Here is a 19,198-nt window from a genome sequence, read left to right as displayed (position 1 = left end):
GGCGTAGGATCTGGCATACCAAATGCCTCCCGGAGAAAGGCGGAACGTCGTGGCAGACGCCGACTTCCCCACCCTCACGCTCGCCGAGCGCGACCGCCGCTACCGCGCGCTCCGCGCCCTCATGGACGACCTCGGCCTCGCCGCCCTGCTCGTCTCCGGCATGGGCCGCGACCAGCTCGACCGCTACCTCACCAACGAGGGCACGCGCGGCGTGTGCCTCCTGCCGCGTGACGGCGAGCCCGTCACGATGGTCGGCAGCGGCAACACCACGCTCGGCCGGCACGACGTCCCCGGCCGCGCCTACGAGCGGTGGGTCCCCGACCAGCGCCTCACCGGCGGCGCCTACGGGATCGCCGACGTCGTCGCCGACAAGGGCCTGTCCGCCGCGCGGATCGGCGTCGTCGGGCTGAGCAGCCGCGCGCCCGCGAGCGTCGCCGGGACCATCCCCTACAACACGTGGAAGCGCGTCCTTGACGCCCTCCCCGACGCCGTCTTCACCGACGTGTCCGCGCGCTTCGAACAGGTGATGGTCGTGCACTCCGCCGAGGAGATCGCGATGCTGCGCAAGTCCGCCGAGATCGGCGAGCACGCCACCGCCGCGATGATCGCCGCCGCCGCGCCCGGCGTGCGGGAGAGCGAGATCGTCGCGGCCGGGATGCACGAGACCGCGCGGCGCGGCGGCATGTGGCTGAGCGGACCCCAGCGCGGCGGTCCTGAGCGGCTCGGCTGGGCGGGCGCGGACTGGGTATGGATGGGCGGCGGCGGCCGCGTCCTCGACAAGGGCGACGCGTTCGGCGCTGAACTGTTCACCTTCTACGGCGGCTTCGAGACCCAGCAGCAGGTAGACCTGTTCTTCGGCGAACCCGACGACGACCACGCCTTCCTGCACGAGGTCGCTGCCGCGTCCTACAAGGCGGGCGTCGCCGCGCTGCGCCCCGGCTTGACCTTCGCCGAGCTGTGCGCGGTGATGGAAGCGCCGCTGCGCGAGGCGGGCTGCTGGAACATGGGCCCGCTCGTGCAGACCGTCTCACCCGTCATCTACAACAGCGCGACCCACGTCGGCCTGGACACCCAGCCGGGCCTCGCCGGGCTGCCGCTGCCGCCGACGACGCCGCGTGACGGCGACTTCGTCATCACCCCCGGCGTCGCGTTCGCGTTCGAGCCGAACGCCTGCCGCGACCGCAAACGGGTGTGCCTGGGCGGCACCGTCCTCGTCACCGAGGACGGGGCCGAGGAACTGAACTCCCTCTGCACCCGCCTGAACGTAGTCTGACCGGCATGGAGACCACCGCGGCGGCGGGCGTGCGGGGCGGCGAGCTGAAGTCGCTGCCCGAGCAGATCTGCGACCACATCCGTGAGCTCATCATCGCCGACGAACTCGAGCCCGGCAGCTGGCTGCGCGAACGCGACCTCGCCCAGCGCCTCGACGTCTCGCGCATCCCCGTCCGCGAGGCGCTGCTGATGCTGGAGACCGAGGGGTTCGTCAGGCTCGTGCCGCGGCGCGGCGCGATGGTGAGCACCCTGACCCTGAGCGAGGCCGAGAACCTCTTCGACGTCCGTGAGGCCCTGGAAGTGCAGGCCGCGCGCCTTGCGGCACGGCGGCTCGGCGCTGGCGTCAAGACCTCGCTGCTCGACCACATGGCGCGGGCCGAGGCCGCCGCCGAGGCGGGCGACCGGCTCGCGCTCGAGGCGGCGAACGCGGCGTTCCACCACGAGGTGCTCGCGTTGTCGGGCAACCCGATCCTGGAGAGCCTGATGAGGTCGATCGCGGGACGCGTCAGATGGCTGTTCCGCAAGCTGCCGTCGCGCGACCCCGCCTCGCAGCTCGCCAAGCACCGCGAGCTGTGCGACGCGATCGCCAGCGGCAACCCCGACCTCGCCGCCGCCGTCGCGTTCGCGCAGATCAGCCGCTCCCGCATCAACGCGATGAAGGTGCTGCGGCCGCTCCTCAAGGAGGACTAGGCGTCAGACGGCCACCGCGGGGTCGGTCCAGGCGGCGTGGACCGAGGCGGTCAGCCGGTTCAGGATCTCGGGGTAGTAGGCGGCGAGGTCGGTGGTCTCGGCCGGGTCGGTGGCGAGGTCGTACAGCTCGAACCGCCAGTCGGGGCCCGGCGGACGGTACTCGCGGCCAGGGCCGAAGCCGACGGCCTTCCACCTGCCCTGGCGTGTCGCGGCGGCCGTCCGATCGCCGCGGCCGCGGTCCTCGGCGACCTGCGACGGCGTCGTCCCGAAGTGGGTGCGGAACCAGAAGAGCGGCCGGTCCTCGGGCACGTCGCCGTGGGCGGTGAGGAGGCCGCGCAGGGAGACGCCGTCGAGGCCGTCCGGCCGCACGCCGCCCGCGAGGTCGACGAGGGTCGGCAGCATGTCGTAGTGGACGGCGGGCCGCGCCGTGCTGCGTCCGGCCGACCCGGCGAGCAGGTGCGGGGACCAGATGATGAGCGGCACCCGGATACCGCCCTCGTACAGGTTGCGTTTGTATCCCCGGAAGGGGCCAGCGGCCTTGAAGAAGTCGGGGTCGACGCCGCCCTCCTCGTGCGGGCCGTTGTCGCTGCTGAAGATCACGACCGTCTCGCGGTCTAGCGCGCTTGCCCGCAGCCGGTCGAGGAGGCGTCCGACGTAGGAGTCGAGCAGCGTCACCTGGGCGGCGTGCGCCTTGGCGGGGTCGGTCCAGTCGGTCACCGCGTAGTGCCCGAGGTCCGGTGCGACGGCGGGGGCGTGCGGCAGGTTCGGCGTCACGAACATCAGGAACGGCTCGTCGGAACGGACGTCGAGGAACGCCTCCGCGTGCCGCATGACGAGTTCGGGACCGTACTCGACGCCCTCGCGCCCGGTGTTGCCCGGATAGTGGATCTCGTCCTTGTTGTGCCACAGGCGCTCGGGGTAGTAGTCGTGCGCCGCGCGGTGGGTGAGGTAGCCGAAGAACTCGGAGAAGCCGTGCTCGTTGGGGTGGTCGGGGCCCGGCGCGTTCTGCGAGAACCCCCACTTGCCGAACAGGCCGGTCCGGTAGCCGAGGTCGCGGAGCAGCGTGGCTATCGTGGGCAGCCGTCCCAGGGCGAGGTCGCCGGTGCGCGGCGGGTTGCGCCGGACGGGGCTGTGCCCGGTGTGCAGGCCGGTGAACAGCGACGCGCGGGCCGGCGCGCAGACGGGGGCCGAGGCGTAGGCGTCGGTGAAGCGCAGGCCCTCGGCCGCGAGCCTGTCCAGGTGCGGGGTGGCGATCTTGGTCTGCCCGTAGCCGCCGAGCTCGCCGTAGCCAAGGTCGTCGGCGAGGACGACGACGAAGTTCGGCCGCCGCACGGGCGGGACCGAGGGCGGCGGCGCGGGCGTGTGCGTCGCCCCCGCGCATCCCGCCGCGCCGAGCGCGAGCGCGCCGAGCCCCGTCAGCACCCGCCGACGCTCCCACACCGCCTCACCCACGTCGGCGGACCTCCACGGCGGACGACGGGACGGGCACGGGAACTCCTCGGATACCGGAAAGAATCCCGGGCACCATACCGCCATGATCGTCGCGGCGCAGGACAAACCGCCGGGTGGGAGGGGACTGCCGGTTCGTCCGGAACGCCGGTGAACGCCTATCCTGCGCTGGTCCGCGACACCGGCGACCTACAAGAAGGGCACGGCCCGATGACCGCTCTCGCGATCGACATCGGCGGCACCAAGTTCGCCGCGGCGCTCGCCGAACCCGACGGCACCCTTGGCGAGCCGTGCGAACTGCCCGTGGGCGACGACCCGACCGCGACGCTCCACGCACTCCTCGACCGTATCGCGTCCGAGCCGGTCAAGGCCGTCGGCATCGGCTCGGCGGGGCCGCTCGACCCGCTGGCCGGGACCGTCAGCCCCGTCAACATCCCGGCGTGGCGCGGCTTCCCGCTCGTCGCGGAGGTCGCGCGCAGGTTCCCCGGCCGCCCCGTCCGGCTCGCCGGGGACGCCCAGTGCATGGCGCTGGGCGAATGGTGGCGCGGCGGCACCGGCCACGACGACCTCCTCGGCATCGTCGTCTCCACCGGCGTGGGCGGCGGCCTTGTCCTCGGCGGCCGCCCCTACTTCGGCGCGGCGGGCAACGCGGGATTTCTCGGCCACATCGTCGTCGACCCGTCCGGCGATCCCTGCCCCTGCGGCCAGACCGGCTGCCTGGAGACCGTAGCCAGCGGCCCGAGTATGGTCCGCCGAGCCCTGGCCAAGGGCTGGACCCCGACCACCCCCCACCCTGACGCCCGCGCCCTCGCCGAGTCGGCCCGCGCAGGGTCCCCCCAGGCCCTCGCCGCCTTCACCGAAGCCGCGACCGCCCTGGCCACCGTCATCACCACGACCGCGACGCTCCTTGACCTCTCCCACACGGTGATAGGCGGCGGCCTGGCCGCGGCCTCCGACCTCCTCCTCCCACCCCTCCGCGCCGCCCTCCCCGCCAGGCTCACCGTCTCCCCCACCACCCTCCACCGCACCGCCGGACTCCACGGCGCGGCCGCCCTCACCTTCACCTGACCCCGCCCCCGCCTGGGTGGGGTTGGTGGAGTGGGTGCGGGTGGCGGAGCGGGTCGTTAGGGTCGGGCTAGGGCGTTCGGGTGGAGGAGGGGTTGTGGCGGACGGCGAGCGGATCGAGAACCGGGTCGAGGCCGAGACTGTCGGGACTCTTGTGCAGTTCCGCGATGTCTACGGGGGGATGCATCTGCATCTGCCCGAGGAGCGGCGTGAGCGGTCGCTGCCGCGGATGCTCGGGGCGCGGAGCCTGCACTACACGGACAGGGAAGATCAGCTCGCGCTGCTTAACGCGGCGCGGGAGCGGGCGGTCGCGCGGAATGTGCCGCTTGTTGTGGTGTGCGTGGGGCCGGAGGGCGTGGGGAAGACCGAACTCGTCACCGAGTGGCTGAGGCGGCTCGCCGCGGAGGTGCCGGGGCCGCACCTGTACGCGGACATGGGCGAGACGGGTCCCGCCACGGCGAAGGAGGCGCTGGGCAGGTTCCTCCGGCTGATGGGGGAGGCCCCCGAGGATCTGCCCGACGACCTCGCCGGGCTGACCGGCCTCTTCCGGACCAGGACGCACGGGGTGCCGTCCATCGTCTTCCTCGACAACGTCGCGTTGGCGTCCCAGGCGCGGCCCCTGCTGCCGGAGGCGCCCGGGAGCATCATGGTCGTGACGTCACGGGGGCTCGACGGGGTGCTGCGGGCGTCGGTCCCGCTGGCGCTCGGGCGGATGGCGGACGCGGCGGTCCATGAGCTCGTCGCGCAGGTCTCCGGCGTCGACCTCACGGCCGAACCGCGCGCGGGCGACCTTGTGGCGGCGCTGGCCGGGAACCCGTCGCGCGCGTTCGCGGCGGGGATGCAGCTCGCGCTCGGGCAGTCCGTCGCGGGGCTGGTCGCGGAACTCGCCAGGCGGACGCACTCGGCGGGAGCCGACGGTTCGGACGTCGCGGATCTGCTGGAGAGCGCCTACACGAAGCTCGACCCCGAGGCCGCCCGGGTCTACCGGTCACTGTCGGGGCTCGTCGGACGGCGTTTCGGCGCGGAGACCGTCCGCGCGGCGGCGGGCGTCCAGGACGGGGCGGCGCTCGACGCACTCGTCGCGGCGGGCCTTGTGCGGCGTGAGGACACCGGGTTCCGGCTGAGCCTCGGCGTCGCGGCGCATCTCGCGGAACTCGTCCCCGAGCCGGAACGCGAGGCGGCGCTGAGGCGCGTCCTGGAGGGCTACCTGCGGGCGAGCGTGCGCGCGGACTACTCGGCGATGCCCCGCCGCTGGTGGCTCGGCGAGCACTACGACGGGTACCGGGGCACTGAGCCGCCGATGACCGAGCACGACGCGATCGCCTGGCTGGAGACCGAACTCGACGTCATCCTCGCCGCCGCCCAGGCCGCAGCGGACCGCGAGTGGCACGGACTCGTCGTCCGCCTCGCCGAAGCCCAATGGGCGGTCTGCCTGAAACGCCGCCCTTACGACCACTGGCGCGCCCTGTACACGCTCGGCGTCCGCTCCGCCGAGGAGCTGCGGCGCGAGGGCAGGGATGTCAGGTTCCTCGGACGGATGCGCTGCGGCCTCGGGTTCGCGCACCTGCTCGCGGGACGGGTCGAGGACGCCGCCGTCGAGTTCGCCGCCGCCCGCGAGGCCGACGCCGCGATCGGGCATGTGCGCGGCCTCGCCACGGCCGTCGAGTCGCTGGGGCTCGCGCACCTCGCGCGCAGCGGGGCCGAACTACTGCCCGCCCTCGTCACCCTTGACGACGACGCCGCGGCCGAGGCCCTCGCCGCGTTCGAGGAGAACCTCGCCGTCAACCTCGCGCTCCCCGCCGACCTGCGGGACGCGCGCGCGATCGCCCTCGCCCACCGGCACCTCGGCCGCGCCCTGAGCGCGACAGCCGCGCACGGCAGGGCCGAGGAGCACCTGCGGATCGCGTGCGACGGGTTCCGCGCGCTGCCCGACCCCTACAACCTGGGCAAGACGCTCATCGATCTCGGCCAGGCGAGGATCAGGGCGGGGCTCCTTTCCGAGGCCGCCGTTGTGCTGCGTGAGGCGTTGGAGCTGCTGCGGGCCGACGAGAGCCCGGCCGAGGTCGTCCGGGGGCTGGAGACTGTCGGCGCGCTCGCCGAGCGGGGCGGCGACGTGTCCGGGGCGGTCGGCTGGCTGAGCCTCGCGCTGGAGAACCTCAGGTTCCGCTAGCACCCGAGGGCCGCCGTCGTGCAGGAGCGGATCGCCGAGCTCAGCGGGGTGTGAAGCGCAGCCGGTGGGACGCCTCCCCGGCACGGACGAGGCATGTGTCCGGGATGTCGTGTTCGTCGCCGCCGGTGGCGAGCCAGGCGTGGACGGCGGAGGGGCGGAGCGCGGGGGGACCGCCACGGACCATGACGCACCCGCCGTCCCGGACCGCGACAAGGGAGCCCTCAGGAGCCTCGGCGCAGGCCAGCACCGCCGACGGGCGCGCCGCGAGGGCCGCGCGGGCCCAGGTCTCCGGGTCGTCGGTGAGCCGGTCGGCGCGGCAGGTGAGGACGTCGGCGAGTTCGAACAGGCGCGCGTTGTCCTCGGCGTCGTCCACCACGAGGTGCGCGCCGGGCGGGATCGGGGCGGTGGGCGGGAGGCGGCGGACGGCGACGACCCCGTCGCGCCAGGCCGCTGAAACGAGTGCGGCGGTGGGTTCGGCGAAGGGGACGGTCGGTTCGGGGACCCGTCGGACGGCTGCGGCGGACTGCGGCTCGGGCAGGCGCATGAGCCGGTAGAGCTCGCTCCGCAGCAGGCCCGCCGACTCGCCCGGTGCCGACGTCGCCTCGGCGAGGATCTCGGCGTAGGCGTCGGGACTGTGGTCGCGGATCGCGGCCCTGAGCTGGTCGGCGAGCGGCGTCGTCCGGTCGAGCTTCGGGCCGCGGACGCCCAGGCGCGCGACGGGCGAGCGGACGTCGACGTCGTCATGCGGGAACGTCGCGTACAGGAGCGGACGGCCCAGCACGGCACCGTAGAACGCGACCGAGCCGTGGTCGCCGATCACCACGTCGGCGGCGACGAGCGCGGCCCGCCACCCGTCCCTGGGCGGCAGCACCAGCAGGCCCGACCTGCGCGCGCGGTCGAGCCACGTGCGGACCTGCCAGGCGCTGTGCCCGTGCCAGACGTTCGGATGCAGCACCGCGGCGACGCGGTACTCGTCAAGCGGCAGTTCGTCGGTGAGACGGCCGAGCAGGCCGGGGTCGTCGCCGAACAGCGAGTTCCTGCCCCACGTCGAGGTGACGACGACGAGCCGCGCCTCCTCGGGCACGCCGAGGACCTGCCGGTACCTTCTGCGCCAGGGCAGGCTCGCGGTCATCCGGTCGAGGCAGGGGTCGCCCGCGAGCACCGCGACGGGGACGGCCTCGGGGCAGTCCTCCTTCAGCCTCAGCAGCTGCTCGGGATGCGACAGCACGATCGCCGACGGGACCACCGCGCCGCCATGGGTGAGCCAGGGCCGCGACAAACCGAAGACATCGGTCGTCGTCAGGTATTTGTTGTAGCCCATGCCATGGGATATCACGAGGAGCGGACAGTTCAGGGCGGCGAGTTCGCCGCCGTAACTCGCCGATATCGCCAGGTCGAACTTCGCGCTTTTCGCCTCTTCCCAGGGAATGCAGATCGCGTCGATGTCGGCGAGGAATTCGGCGACCCCGTCGGTGAAGACCGAGGACCTGGTCCAGGTGAAGACGGTCTGCACGCGAAAGTCGTCGGTGAGGAGGTCGACCACGTCGAGGAGCCGGGTGAGCGAGGTGACGTTGTGCACGACCGCGAGCACGACACGGTCTGTTCCGACGCTGGTCCAGGCAGGATCGAGCGGCATGACCCGCTGACCTCGCCCGTCCATCGCGGCTCCCGGACTCCGAGTCCCGGGCGGTCCGCCCGCACCGCGTCCTGACGCCGGGACCGTCCCACACCCTACCGGCGTCCTCGAAGGAGCGCATCGCCGGATTCGCTGAACGCCGCCGCTAAAGCGAATACGCCGTCGCTATTCTGGGTCGGTGGGTGCGGGTGCGGGTTTGCTGGAAAGGATGGCGCGGGACTTTTCCGCGGCGCGGATGAGGCTTTCCGTGACGTAGTCGAGAAAGCGCGCGGCGTTCTCCAGGCGGGTGGCGGCGGGGGTGCCCGGGCCGAGGACGGTGACGCCCTCGCGCGCGGCCGAGACGAACTCGTCATTGGACCTGGCGCTGCTGATCATCGCCTGGTACCACAGGTCGTCGTCGACGACATAGCGCTCGCGACGGCGTTCGTCGCGTTCACGCCGGACGAGGTCGAGGTTGTCGAGGAACGTGATCGCCTTGGAGACGGACGCCGGGCTGACCTTGAGGCGCTGTGCGAGTTCGGACGCGGTCAGGCTGCCGGAGTCGGTGACGTACAGGCACGCCATCACCCGCGCCATCATCTTCGGCAGGCCGGAGACCATGAGGATCGTGGTGAGCCGCTCCTCGAACTCGCGGACCGCCTCCGCGTCGCGTCCGTAGGGCTGCGGGGCGTCCTGCGGGCCGCGCGGCGCGGCCTTGCCGCTGCGCCGGGTGCGGCGTTCGGTGGCGCGGTGGGCGAGGTCGGCGCGGTAGGCGGTCGGGCCGCCGTTGCGCATCACCTCGCGGGTGACGGTCGAGGTCGGCCGACCGAGCCTTCCCCACCGCCGCCCCGATCACCGCCGTCGTCACCCTCCCCGCCGGACGCGTCGAGTTCATCGCCGCCGACCGTGCCGACACCGCCGTCGAGATCCGGCCCGCGAACCCCGCCAAGTCCCGTGATGCCAGGGCCGCGGAGCAGACGACCGTCGAGTACGCCGACGGCGTCCTGCGGATCGAGGCCCCCGCGGCCAAGGGCCTCGGCCCGTCCGGGGCCGTCGAGGTGACCGTCCGGCTGCCCGAGGGGTCCCGGGTCGAGGGCACGTCGGACGCCGCGGAGCTCCGCGGCGTCGGACGGCTCGGCGACGTCGTCTTCGAGGGCGCTTACCAGCAGATCAAGCTTGACGAGGCGGCCGCCGTCCGGCTAAGCGCGCTGGAAGGCGACGTGGAGATCGGCCGCCTGACCGGGCCCTCGGAGATCACCAACCGGCGGGGCGACATCCGCATCGCCGAGGCGACGGGCGGCGCGGTCGTCCTGCGCACCGAGTCGGGCGACATCACGATCGCCGCGGCCGCGGGCGTCTCCGCCGCGCTCGACGCGGGCACCGGCCACGGCCGCGTCAGCAACGGCCTCAAGAACGACGGCGCCACCGGGCTCGACATCCACGCCACCACCGCCCACGGCGACATCACCGCCCGCAGCCTCTGACCCCCGAGGAGCCCCCCATGACGACCCTGGCGATCGCCGCCCAAGACCTGCGCAAGTCCTACGGCGACAAGACGGTGCTCGACGGCATCGACCTCACCGTCCCCGAAGGCACGGTCTTCGCCCTGCTCGGCCCGAACGGCGCGGGCAAGACCACGACCGTCCAGATCCTGTCGACGCTCATCCGGGCCGACGCCGGAGCCGTCAGGGTCGCGGGCCACGACCTGGTCCGCGAGGCCGACGAGGTGCGCGGCGCGATCGGCGTCACCGGCCAGTACTCGGCGGTCGACAGGCTGCTGACCGGCGAGGAGAACCTCATCCTGATGGCCGACCTCCACCATCTGCCGAGACGCGAGGGCAGGCGCAAGGCGGCGGAGCTGCTTGAGCGGTTCGACCTCGTGGACGCCGCCCGCAAGCCGGTATCCACCTATTCGGGCGGTATGCAACGCCGCCTCGACCTCGCGATGACCCTCGTCGGCGACCCGCGCCTCATCTTCCTTGACGAGCCCACCACGGGCCTCGACCCGCGCAGCCGCCGCGCGCTCTGGCAGATCGTGCGCGACCTCGTCAGGGACGGCGTCACCATCTTCCTCACCACCCAGTACCTGGAGGAAGCCGACGAACTCGCCGACCGAATCGCCCTCCTCGACCACGGAAGGCTGATCGCCGAGGGCACCGCCGAAGAGCTCAAGCGGCTCATCCCCGGCGGCCACATCACCCTCACCTTCGCCGACGCGGCGCTCCTTGACGCGGCGGTATCCGCGCTCGGCGTCGGCGTCCCCGACGCCGACGCGCTCACCCTCCAGGTGCCCGGCGACGGGAGCGTCCGTGCGGTCCGCGAACTCCTCGCCGCGCTCGACGCCCGCTCGATCGACGTCGCCGAGATGCGCGTGCACACCCCCGACCTCGACGACGTGTTCCTCACCCTCACCGGCCGACCGAAGGAGACCCCCCGATGAGCGGCCTCCTCACCGGCACCCCGATCAACACCAGCGCCGCCACCGCCACCACCTGGTGCCTAACTATCGCCACCCTCTCCCACCTCCACTCCAAAACCACCTTCACCAACCAATGACCCCACCCCCACCCAAGGCCGCCCCCCACAACCGGGCGGCCCACCCGCTTCGAAAGACCGACCGATGCCGCACCTTTTCCTCGGCTCAGCGGAACTCGCCGCCCTCCCCACCTGGCTCCAAGCTCTCCCTTTCCCGGTCCGCAACGCCGTCCTGATCCCCACCGCCGCCCGCCCCATGCCCTCCGCACCCTTCGTCCCCGCCACCGAACGCCTGCTGCGCTCCCTGAACTTGACCGTCACCACGCTCGACCTCGCCGACGCCACTCCCACCGCCGCCCGCCGCACCCTCGACACCGCAGACCTCGTCTACTTCACCGGCGGCTACGCCTTCTACCTCCTCCAGCACGTCCACCGCACCGGGATCACCGCCCCCCTCACCGAAGCCGTCACCGCCGCCCGCACCGCCTACGCCGGAATCTCAGCGGGCGCGACTCTGGCAGGCCCGGACATCACGCCCTTGTCCGATCCTTCCGACCCCGGAAGCCCCGCGACCGCTTCGGCGCTGAACCTCGTCCCCTTCGTCGTCCTTCCGCACCGCGACCGGCCACGCCCCGCGCCCCGCCCGCTCACCCCCCACCCCGTCCTCGCGATCTCTGATGCGGAAGCGGTCGTTGTTGCGCCGTGCGGGCATCGGGTTGTTGCCTCTGTTTGACGGCGTGGCGCGGAGGGGCAGGGGGGTGGGGTGGGGTGGGGTGGGGTGGGGTTAGTTGGTCCAGGTGAGGGGGGTTGTGGCGTAGCCGCCGTCGGCGGCGTTGTATTTGACGCCGGTGACGGGGGTGCCCTTCTTGGCGGCTTGGACGCGGCAGACCGCGTGGGTGGCGCCGATCGGGGCGAATGAGGAGTCGGGGTGGGTGAACTCGCAGTTCGGCATGCGCTTCAGGAACACGAGCCTGCCGGAGCTGGCGTCGGCGCCGTCCGGGCCGGTGATCTCGAGCGTCGGCGTCAGGATACGGAAGCCCTCTTTGCCGCCGACGTGGTCGAGGGTGTAGCGGATGAGGTAGGGGTCGAGCTTCGCTGCCTTGATCCTCGACCCGAGGCTCGACGCGAACACCTCACGGTCGGCGGGCTTGATCGCGGTGACGGTGAGCCCGACGATGGCGAACTCCCCGCCGCTGTTGACCCGGATCACCGCGCGCTCACCCACCTTGAGCTCGGTCCCCGGCTCGGTGAGCTGCGCCTCAGCGTCGGCCCCCGCCCCCACCTCCGGCGCGGCGCTCTGCCCGGGAACCGCCTCGGTCGCGACCGGCGCGGCCCCCACCGGCGGCTGCGTCTCCACAGGCGGCGTGCCCGCCTCCGGCTCCCGCCCACCGCCACACCCGGCCAGCAACCCGGCCACAGCGACCCCGACGATCCCCACCGACATGATCCGTACGCGCATTCGCTTCCCTCAGCCATCGTCCCGAACCGGTCATGATCACCCTATAGACCGACAGGAAAATACGCGCGTTCCGGACAAACCACCCGGTGCGCCCCTCCCAGGAGTTCGAGCCGTGCGGGCGGACGGACCCTCAGGGGCGGCTCGGGCCCGTTACGTGACCTGGCCGAACGGGTCGGGGACGGTGTGGCCGTTGGCGTTGTTCCAGAACCCCTGGATGACGTAGCCGTATTCGGGGAGGTCCTTCAGGAAGGGGTCGAGCATGTCGTTGGAGGTGGGGAGCTTCCAGTCGGCCTGGAGCTCGCAGCCCAGGGCGAAGGTGGTGACGGGTTCGGCGCCCGCGCGGACCATCCGGGCCGTGGCGGCCTCGGCCTCGTAGTGGTTCCACGCGCCGCAGGCGTCGATGACGGGGAAGACCTGGTAGCCGTCGTTGAGCATCGCCAGAGTCGGCATCGCGGCGCAGGTGCCGATGGTGACCCCCGCGATGATCACCTGGCTGCGGCCGGTCCGGGTGGTGAGCTCGTCGAAGGCGGCGCGGAAGCTCGGGTCCTCGTAGCAGTTGATGATGCCGGTGCGGCGGTGGATCGGCTCGTCGGGGAACAGGTCCTTCAGCTCCGGGATGGTGTCGCCGTTCTGCCAGTGCGCGTTGGACGAGCTGAGCAGCACGGGGATGCGCAGCGCCTTGGCGATCCGGCCGAGGCCGAGCACATTGGCGCGCAGGGCGGCCAGCGAGGAGAAGTCGCGGACGCTGCTCAGCAGCCCGATCTGATGGTCGATGAGCAGCATGACGCTTTTGTCCGGCGTCGGCTTGACGTAGGGGACCCGCCCCGCCGCCCTGGCCTCCTCGGGAGTCGACTTGCAGGGCAGGACCCCGTCGGTGATCGGGCTGACGACGTCGTCGGGACGCGTGTCCATGGGAGCTCCTCGATTCCGGCGCGAGCTACAGTGCCCGCCGACCACAGTATGACAAATCTGTAATCGAGCAACCACACAGGGTGTGCGTCGGGGTGAGGAGTCGGGGGCTCCTTCGCGATCAGGTGCGAAGGAGCCCCCCGGGGGTCACGCCGTGGGGTGGAGGAGCGCGGTGAGGGTCGCGGTGAGGGTCTCCGGGTCGGCGGGGTGGGCGGCGATGGTGTGGTCGGGGCGGATGAGGAGGGCGGTGGATTCGGTGATGGCGGGGAGGGCGGTGTAGTCGCCGTAGCTGTCTTCGTAGTCGCAGCCGAGGCCGATGGAGTGGACCTGGAGGGGGATGCCGAGGTCGGCGGAAGCCTTGGCGGCGGCCTCGCGCCAGGCTTCGCCGCGCGGGCCGATCAGGAGGGTGAAGACGCCCTTGCCGCACAGGTCGAACAGGGGGACGCGGTGCTGGTCCTTGGTGAGCCAGACGTGCGGGATGTGGCGGCCGGGGTGGGTCGAGGCGTAGTAGTACAGCTCCTCGTCACGCGACGCGGGCGGCTCGGCGACGCCGTCGTCAAGGACCGCGCGGGAGCTGTACCGCTGGTTGGTCTCGACGCCGTGCGCGTTGAAGCCGATCAGCGTCGCGTGCATCGCCTTCTCGAACGCGCGGCGGCGTTCCGTCCCCTCGGCCGTGGGGGCCTCGAGCGCCGCGACGGCCCGGGCCATCGAGTGCTCGTCCGGCGCGGCCGGCAGATCGAGCGCCTGGAACAGGGCGGGGATGAGCGCGTTGCTCGCCCCCGCCCGCTTGACGATCTGCTCCGCGACGGGAACGCGCTCCTCCCGGTACGTCTCGAGCAGCGCCGGGGACGCCTGCCCGCGCAGCACGAGCGCGAGCTTCCAGCACAGGTTGTAGCTGTCCTGGATCGACGTGTTCGACCCGAGCCCGTTCATCGGCGGGTGCCGGTGGACGGCGTCGCCCGCGCAGAACACCCGCCCCGCCATGTTGTCGGTCGCGTACACGTGGTTGATCGACCAGATCGACACCGACTCGACCTTCACCGGGATCGTGTCGTCCCCGATGAGCCGGTGCGCGATGGCGACGGCGTCCTCGTCGGTCAGCTCGGGCGTGCCGGCGGCCTCGTCGTAGCCCCACACGCCGATCCACCGGTTCCACGGCCTGACCATGCGCAGGACGCCGATGCCGAGCCCGTCGTGGCCCGCGCCGGACTGGAGGAACCAGTACATGTCACCCGGACGGTGCTCGACAAGCCGGGTCAGGTCAGCCTCGAACACGATGTTGACGGACCCGCCGCCCCCCATCGCGCCGACGAGCGGAAGCCCGAGCTTCTCCATGACCAGCGAGTTCCCGCCGTCCGCGCCGATCATGTACTTGCTGCGGATGCCGTACCTGGCCCCGGTCACCCGGTCCGCGACGAGCGCGGTGACGCCGTCGGCGTCCTGGGTGAAGTCGACGAGTTCGGTGTTGAACCTGACGGACGCGCCCCGCGACGCGGCCGCGTTGATCAGGATCGGCTCAAGCTGGTCCTGCGGCAGGTCGCACAGCGAGCACGGGCTGGCGAGGTCGTGCTCGGCCTGGAAGTGCGGATGCGTGTACCAGGTGCGCAGCCGCCCGAACTCGCGCCCGGAAAGGCTCGTCGCGTAGACGTGCTCGCCCATGAGCCGCTGCGGCGTCGAGGCGGCCGTGGCCTTCTCCTCGAGGCCCAGGTCGCGCAGCACCTCCATGGCCCGCTGGTTGGTGATGTGGGCGCGCGGCGTGTTCGCGACGCCCGGGTACTTGTTGATGACGACGCACGAGATCCCGTAGGACGCCAGCAGCGCGGCGGCGCTCGCGCCGGCCGGGCCCGCGCCGACGATGAGGACTTCGGTTTCGGCGACCGGAGAAGGGGTGGACACGGTCGGTTCCTTTCGGTGGAGGAGCTGCTAGCTGTGGCGGACGAAGTCGGTGACCAGGCGGTTGAACTCCTCGGCGTGCTCGATCATGGCCCAGTGGCCGCAGCGGTTGAGCAGGACGAGCCGCGAGTCCGGCACGTGCGCGGTGAGCGTCAGCGAGTGCTCGAACGACACGACGCGGTCGTCGCGCCCGTGGATGAACAGCGAAGGAACGCCGATCCCCGCGAGGTCCTCAACCCGCACCCAGTTCGGGATCGGCGCGCCCTTCGGCAGCCCCTCGACGTAGTTGGCGAGGTGGTCCGGACGGGCCAGCGCCGCCTCCGACCGCGCCTGGCACAGCTCGGGCGTGGCGAACCGCGCCTTGTCGTAGACCATGATCTCCACGAGGCGGCGCATGTTCTCCGGGCTCGCGTCACGGTAAGCCTGGACGAGCACCTTCAGCCCCTCCGACGGCCCGTCGCCCGCGCTGAACAGCCGCGGCCCCATGTTGAGCGGTGGCCCCATCGTGACAAGGTGGGAGATCCGGTCGGGGTGCTTGACGGCGAGGCGCAGCGACGTCTGCCCGCCCATGGAGTTGCCGACGAACGCGGCCTTGGCGATGCCGAGCGCGTCCATGAACTGGACGGCGGCCTCCACATGGTCGAGCCGTTCGACGGTACAGGCGTCGGAGTCGCCCCAGCCCGGCATGTCGACGGCGTAGACGTGGAAGTGCTCGGCGAGCGCCTCGATGTTGCCGGAGAAGTTGCTCCAGCCGGTCGCGCCGGGGCCGCTGCCGTGCAGCAGGATCACCGGGTGGCCGGAGCCCGCCTCGTAGTAGCGCAGCTTCCAGTCCCTGGTCTGGACGGTCCGGGCGGCGTCGCCCTTGGTCAGTGCCATCGTTCGGTTCCTTTCTCGGTGCTGCGGTCAGGCTTGGCGGAGCAGTTCGCTGACGACCTCGGGCGGCCGGTGCCCCCAGGAGCTGAGCCGGTCGAAGTGCTCGACCTCCCAGGTGGACTCGTCGATGACGAGGCCGCCCCAGCCGAACTCGACGTTGAAGCCGGACGGCGTGCGGACGTAGAAGCTGAACATCCGGTCGTTCGGGTGCATCCCGAGCGTCATCTCGAACTGCTGCCCGGCGTCCATGCAGCGGTCGTAGGCGCGCCCGACGTCGAGCATGTTGTCGGCCTCGACCATGAAGTGGTGGATGCGCTTGGGGAACGGCATCCCGGCGAAGGCCAGGGAGTGGTGGCGTTCGTTGCAGTGCAGGAACACCACGCTGGCGACGATCCCGGGCGCGACCTCCTCCTCGATGAAGTCGCTGACGCGGAAGCCGAGCAAGTCGGTGTAGAAGGCGAGCAGCGTCGCGCGTTCGGCCTCCTGCTCGGTGAGCACCGAGTGGCCCGCGCCGCCCTTCCCGGTGACGAACCCGCCGAGCAGCCGCTCGGACGCGAACGGCGTCGCGGCGTCGGCAAGCCCCACGACGAGTTCGATCCGGTTCCCCAACGGGTCGGCCGTCACGGCGATCCGCTCGACCTTGCGGGCGGCCGCCAACGCGGCGTCCCCTTCGGCGACCTGGACGCCCGCGTTACGCAGCCGCGAGACGAGTTCGGCAAGGTCGGCCTCGTCGGCGACCGCGTAGCCGGTGGCGGCGAGGTCGTTGGCGGGTCCCCGCTCGCAGATCCAGCGGTGCGCCTTGTGGTCCATCCGCAGCGTCAGCGTGTCGGCGGTGCGCTCGCCGGTCTGCATGCCGAGCAGCTCGACGGCGAAGCGCTCCCAGTCGGCGAGGTCGCTGACCTCGTAGACGGTGTAGGCGAGTTCTTTCACCCGTGCCATGGAACGTTCCTTTCTGAGGGTGGGTGGGGTCAGGCGGGGACGGCGAGGCCGTGCGCGTCGCACGCGGCGACGAACCGGTCGGGCCGGACGGCGACGGCACGGACCCCGAAGCCGCGCATCCAGCCGCACAGGACCCCGTCGACGTCCACGATCTCCGCGTCCGTCTCGGTGCCCTTGTCGACCGGACGGACCGTGAGGTAACGGGCGTCCAGGGCGTCCCATCCGGCGCGTTCTTCGGCGCTGAGCAGGTCGCGCGGGTCGATCTCGTCGCCGAGCAGGACGAAGCCGTCGCCGAGGAGGTCGTCAAGCCGGGCGATGCGTCCGCGCGGGTCGGCCGCCGACGGCTGCGGCAGCATCCGCCCGACGACCCCGTCGCCGACGGGCCCGCGCAGCCAGCCCCCGGCGAGGACGGGCGGCTGGATCAGCGGCGGCTCGGGCGCGGGCTCGCCCTCCGGCGGGGCGGCGGTCAGCGCGGCCATCTCGGCCTCGCCGAGTTCGAGCCTGACGATCCTGCCGAGCTCCTCGGACATCTCGATGAACATCGCGACGTTCGGCCGCCGCTCGGCCTCGTAGGTATTAAGGAACGACTCGGGCAGATCGCCGCGCAACACCCGGGCGAGCTTCCACGAGATGTCGTAGGCGTCGCGCATCCCGGACTGCATGCCGGAGCCCGCCCAGGGGGCCATGAGGTGGGCGGCGTCCCCGACAAGGAAGACACGTCCGGCGCGCCAGCGGTCGGCCATCCGCGAGTGGTGCCTGTAGAAGGCGTGCTGGTGGATCTCGACGTCGTCCTCGGTGATCCCCATGTCCCTGAGCAGTGGCCACACCTCGGCGGAGGTCGGGAAGTCGGCGGGCGACTCCTCGGGCCGCAGCGGCAGTTCCCAGCGGTGGTTGCCCAGGGCGAGCGCGATGTCCACGACGGGCCGCTCGGCGTCGCACCAGAAGGTCAGCAGGTTCCGGTCGGGCCACCAGCGCCTGACGCGGCAGTCCACGACGAGCCATGTCGTGTCGATCGTGCCGCCCTCGAGGCGCGCGCCGATCATCGCGCGGGTGGGGCTGCTTCCGCCGTCGCAGGCCAGGACGTACCTGACGCGCACCGAGCTTTCCGTCCCCGCCTCGTCCCGCGCGGTGACGGTGACGCCCGTCGCGTCATGTGCGACGCCGACGACCTCGGCCCCGTACCTGACGGACACGTGCTCGGGGAACCGTTCGGCCCCCGCGCGGAGCGAGGACTCCATGACGGGCTGGTAGATGCTGTAGAAGCGGGTGCCTCCGCCCAGCGACGAAGGCGGGAAGCCGACGCCGAGCAGCTCGGCGCCGTCGTAGGTGATCCAACGCAGGGCGCGCATCGCGTCCATGTCCTTCTTCAGGACGCCGTCGAGGCCGAGCGCCTGGAAGATCCGCATCGTCCAGTCGTTGACGGTGACGGCCCTGGCGCGCGGGTGGATCTCGCGATCGCGTTCGAACGCGATCGTGGAGACGCCGTGCAGCCCGAGGGTGTTGGCGGCGACGACCCCGCTGGGCCCGTAGCCGATGATTGCGACGTCCGCGTCGAACGCGCCGGTGGTGTGGGTCTCGTTCATGACTGTGCTGCTCTCGTGGGGGTGGGAGGAGCGGTTGATCCAAGTTTTGTACTGAACGACCGGTCCAAAACTTGGTGTGGCACAGCTAACGTGGTCGGACGCCGGGTTGTCAAGGCCCCGTTAGACTTCGGTGCGTGGAGACCCCCAAACACGCGCTCAACAAGCGGGGCCGCCGCTCGCGGGAGGAGATCCTGGACGCCGCCTCCCGGATGATGTCCGCGCGCGGCTACGCGGCCGCGAGCCTCGCCGACCTCGCCCGCGAGGCCGGGCTGCCCAAAAGCGCGATCTACCACCACTTCGACTCCAAGGCGGGCCTGCTCGCCGCGGTGATGGAGCGCGGCGCGCGGGCGTTCTTCGACGACCTTGACCGCGGCCACGCCGAGCTGCCGCCCGGCGGCACGTCGCGCGAGCGCCTGGCCTGGTACCTGCGCCGCACCGGCCGGGTCTTCACCTCGCGCGAGGAGTTCCTGCGGCTGTTCATCCTGCTGCGGCTGAGCGAGGAGGCCCCCGAGGTCTCCAAGATCGTCGACGACGTCCGGATCGAGGGCCTCGTCCACATGCGGAACATGATCAGTTCCGCCTACGCCCCCGAGGGTGAGGAGATCGCCGCGGCCCTCGCCGAGGCCCTGGCCGGCGTCGGCGTCTCCTTCTTCGACGGCGCTTTCATCGCCGTCCAGACCGACCCGGGCCGCACCACCGACGCCGAAATGGACCTGCTCATCGAGGCCATGTCCGCCCTCGCGGAGAACCGCGTCGCGGCCCTCCGCCAAGCCGAAGAATCACCCATTTAGGGCGATATCGGAAAT

At 71.9% G+C, this 19,198-nt stretch carries 17 protein-coding genes; 8 read left to right on the top strand and 9 right to left on the bottom strand.

From position 1 onward, the window contains the following. Positions 1-49 precede the first annotated feature (49 nt). A complete protein-coding gene (locus R9X44_RS13535; RefSeq protein ID WP_319814461.1) occupies positions 50-1,273 on the top strand; it encodes a M24 family metallopeptidase in 1,224 nt (407 codons plus the stop codon). Positions 1,274-1,278: 5 nt separating this feature from the next. Next, positions 1,279-1,962 (top strand): GntR family transcriptional regulator, encoded by a 684-nt coding sequence (locus tag R9X44_RS13530; RefSeq protein WP_319814460.1) that lies wholly within the window; start codon positions 1,279-1,281, stop codon positions 1,960-1,962. 3 nt (positions 1,963-1,965) lie between these two features. Here R9X44_RS13530 and R9X44_RS13525 read toward each other — a convergent pair whose 3' ends face one another. Continuing rightward, positions 1,966-3,414, bottom strand: a complete 1,449-nt coding sequence (locus R9X44_RS13525) for a sulfatase-like hydrolase/transferase (protein ID WP_319814459.1) — start codon at positions 3,412-3,414, stop codon at positions 1,966-1,968. A gap of 147 nt (positions 3,415-3,561) precedes the next feature. Here R9X44_RS13525 and R9X44_RS13520 point away from each other — a divergent pair, with 147 nt between their 5' ends. Both R9X44_RS13520 and R9X44_RS13515 read left to right on the top strand, forming a co-directional pair. Further along, positions 3,562-4,479, top strand: coding sequence for an ROK family protein (locus R9X44_RS13520; protein ID WP_319814458.1), 918 nt, complete (start codon positions 3,562-3,564; stop codon positions 4,477-4,479). A gap of 94 nt (positions 4,480-4,573) precedes the next feature. After that, entirely contained in the window at positions 4,574-6,646 is a 2,073-nt protein-coding gene (locus R9X44_RS13515) for a hypothetical protein (RefSeq protein WP_319814457.1), read from the top strand. 40 nt (positions 6,647-6,686) lie between these two features. On the opposite strand, the gene R9X44_RS13510 is transcribed toward R9X44_RS13515, so the two are convergent. After that, positions 6,687-8,306, bottom strand: coding sequence for a hypothetical protein (locus tag R9X44_RS13510; protein ID WP_319814456.1), 1,620 nt, complete (start codon positions 8,304-8,306; stop codon positions 6,687-6,689). A 141-nt stretch (positions 8,307-8,447) separates the two neighbouring features. Further along, entirely contained in the window at positions 8,448-9,056 is a 609-nt protein-coding gene (locus R9X44_RS13505) for a GbsR/MarR family transcriptional regulator (RefSeq protein WP_319814455.1), read from the bottom strand. A 56-nt stretch (positions 9,057-9,112) separates the two neighbouring features. Between R9X44_RS13505 and R9X44_RS13500 the strand changes: the two genes are divergently transcribed. The 3 genes from R9X44_RS13500 (at position 9,113) to R9X44_RS13490 (ending at position 11,469) form a co-directional block, all read left to right on the top strand. After that, positions 9,113-9,745, top strand: coding sequence for a DUF4097 family beta strand repeat-containing protein (locus tag R9X44_RS13500; RefSeq protein ID WP_319814836.1), 633 nt, complete (start codon positions 9,113-9,115; stop codon positions 9,743-9,745). 17 nt (positions 9,746-9,762) lie between these two features. Then, positions 9,763-10,701, top strand: coding sequence for an ATP-binding cassette domain-containing protein (locus tag R9X44_RS13495; protein ID WP_319814454.1), 939 nt, complete (start codon positions 9,763-9,765; stop codon positions 10,699-10,701). 180 nt (positions 10,702-10,881) lie between these two features. Beyond that, positions 10,882-11,469, top strand: a complete 588-nt coding sequence (locus tag R9X44_RS13490) for a Type 1 glutamine amidotransferase-like domain-containing protein (protein ID WP_319814453.1) — start codon at positions 10,882-10,884, stop codon at positions 11,467-11,469. Between the two features lie 51 nt (positions 11,470-11,520). Here the strand turns inward: R9X44_RS13490 and R9X44_RS13485 are convergent, their stop codons facing one another. The 6 genes from R9X44_RS13485 to R9X44_RS13460 all read right to left on the bottom strand — a co-directional run bounded on the left by R9X44_RS13485 (position 11,521) and on the right by R9X44_RS13460 (position 18,392). After that, on the bottom strand, positions 11,521-12,195 hold the full coding sequence (locus R9X44_RS13485) for a hypothetical protein (RefSeq protein ID WP_319814452.1): 675 nt from the start codon (positions 12,193-12,195) through the stop codon (positions 11,521-11,523). A 150-nt stretch (positions 12,196-12,345) separates the two neighbouring features. Continuing rightward, positions 12,346-13,107 (bottom strand): isochorismatase family protein, encoded by a 762-nt coding sequence (locus R9X44_RS13480; RefSeq protein ID WP_319814451.1) that lies wholly within the window; start codon positions 13,105-13,107, stop codon positions 12,346-12,348. A 144-nt stretch (positions 13,108-13,251) separates the two neighbouring features. Continuing rightward, positions 13,252-15,000: an FAD-dependent monooxygenase gene (locus tag R9X44_RS13475; RefSeq protein ID WP_319814450.1), complete on the bottom strand. Its 1,749-nt coding sequence runs from the start codon at positions 14,998-15,000 to the stop codon at positions 13,252-13,254. A 27-nt stretch (positions 15,001-15,027) separates the two neighbouring features. Next, positions 15,028-15,873 carry an alpha/beta hydrolase gene (locus R9X44_RS13470; RefSeq protein ID WP_319814449.1) on the bottom strand — a complete coding sequence of 282 codons (846 nt, stop codon included), beginning with the start codon at positions 15,871-15,873 and terminating at the stop codon, positions 15,028-15,030. A 27-nt stretch (positions 15,874-15,900) separates the two neighbouring features. Beyond that, positions 15,901-16,809, bottom strand: coding sequence for a VOC family protein (locus tag R9X44_RS13465; protein WP_319814448.1), 909 nt, complete (start codon positions 16,807-16,809; stop codon positions 15,901-15,903). Between the two features lie 29 nt (positions 16,810-16,838). Next, positions 16,839-18,392, bottom strand: coding sequence for a bifunctional 3-(3-hydroxy-phenyl)propionate/3-hydroxycinnamic acid hydroxylase (locus tag R9X44_RS13460; protein ID WP_319814447.1), 1,554 nt, complete (start codon positions 18,390-18,392; stop codon positions 16,839-16,841). Between the two features lie 134 nt (positions 18,393-18,526). On the opposite strand from R9X44_RS13460, the gene R9X44_RS13455 reads away from it, so the two are divergent. Beyond that, positions 18,527-19,183, top strand: a complete 657-nt coding sequence (locus tag R9X44_RS13455; protein ID WP_319814446.1) for a helix-turn-helix domain-containing protein — start codon at positions 18,527-18,529, stop codon at positions 19,181-19,183. Positions 19,184-19,198: the final 15 nt, after the last annotated feature.

The sequence above is a fragment of the Actinocorallia sp. A-T 12471 genome, from assembly GCF_033875155.1.
Taxonomy (GTDB): domain Bacteria; phylum Actinomycetota; class Actinomycetes; order Streptosporangiales; family Streptosporangiaceae; genus Actinocorallia.
This window is presented reverse-complemented; position numbering and strand designations above follow the sequence as displayed.

Excerpts from the sequence above, each read along its gene's own strand:
- R9X44_RS13530 (WP_319814460.1), top strand. The coding sequence starts at position 1,279 with ATGGAGACCACCGCGGCGGCGGGCGTGCGGGGCGGCGAGCTGAAGTCG.
- R9X44_RS13510 (WP_319814456.1), bottom strand. The coding sequence starts at position 8,306 with ATGGACGGGCGAGGTCAGCGGGTCATGCCGCTCGATCCTGCCTGGACC.
- R9X44_RS13505 (WP_319814455.1), bottom strand. The coding sequence starts at position 9,056 with ATGCGCAACGGCGGCCCGACCGCCTACCGCGCCGACCTCGCCCACCGC.
- R9X44_RS13495 (WP_319814454.1), top strand. The coding sequence starts at position 9,763 with ATGACGACCCTGGCGATCGCCGCCCAAGACCTGCGCAAGTCCTACGGC.
- R9X44_RS13490 (WP_319814453.1), top strand. The coding sequence starts at position 10,882 with ATGCCGCACCTTTTCCTCGGCTCAGCGGAACTCGCCGCCCTCCCCACC.
- R9X44_RS13485 (WP_319814452.1), bottom strand. The coding sequence starts at position 12,195 with ATGCGCGTACGGATCATGTCGGTGGGGATCGTCGGGGTCGCTGTGGCC.
- R9X44_RS13480 (WP_319814451.1), bottom strand. The coding sequence starts at position 13,107 with ATGGACACGCGTCCCGACGACGTCGTCAGCCCGATCACCGACGGGGTC.
- R9X44_RS13470 (WP_319814449.1), bottom strand. The coding sequence starts at position 15,873 with ATGGCACTGACCAAGGGCGACGCCGCCCGGACCGTCCAGACCAGGGAC.
- R9X44_RS13465 (WP_319814448.1), bottom strand. The coding sequence starts at position 16,809 with ATGGCACGGGTGAAAGAACTCGCCTACACCGTCTACGAGGTCAGCGAC.
- R9X44_RS13460 (WP_319814447.1), bottom strand. The coding sequence starts at position 18,392 with ATGAACGAGACCCACACCACCGGCGCGTTCGACGCGGACGTCGCAATC.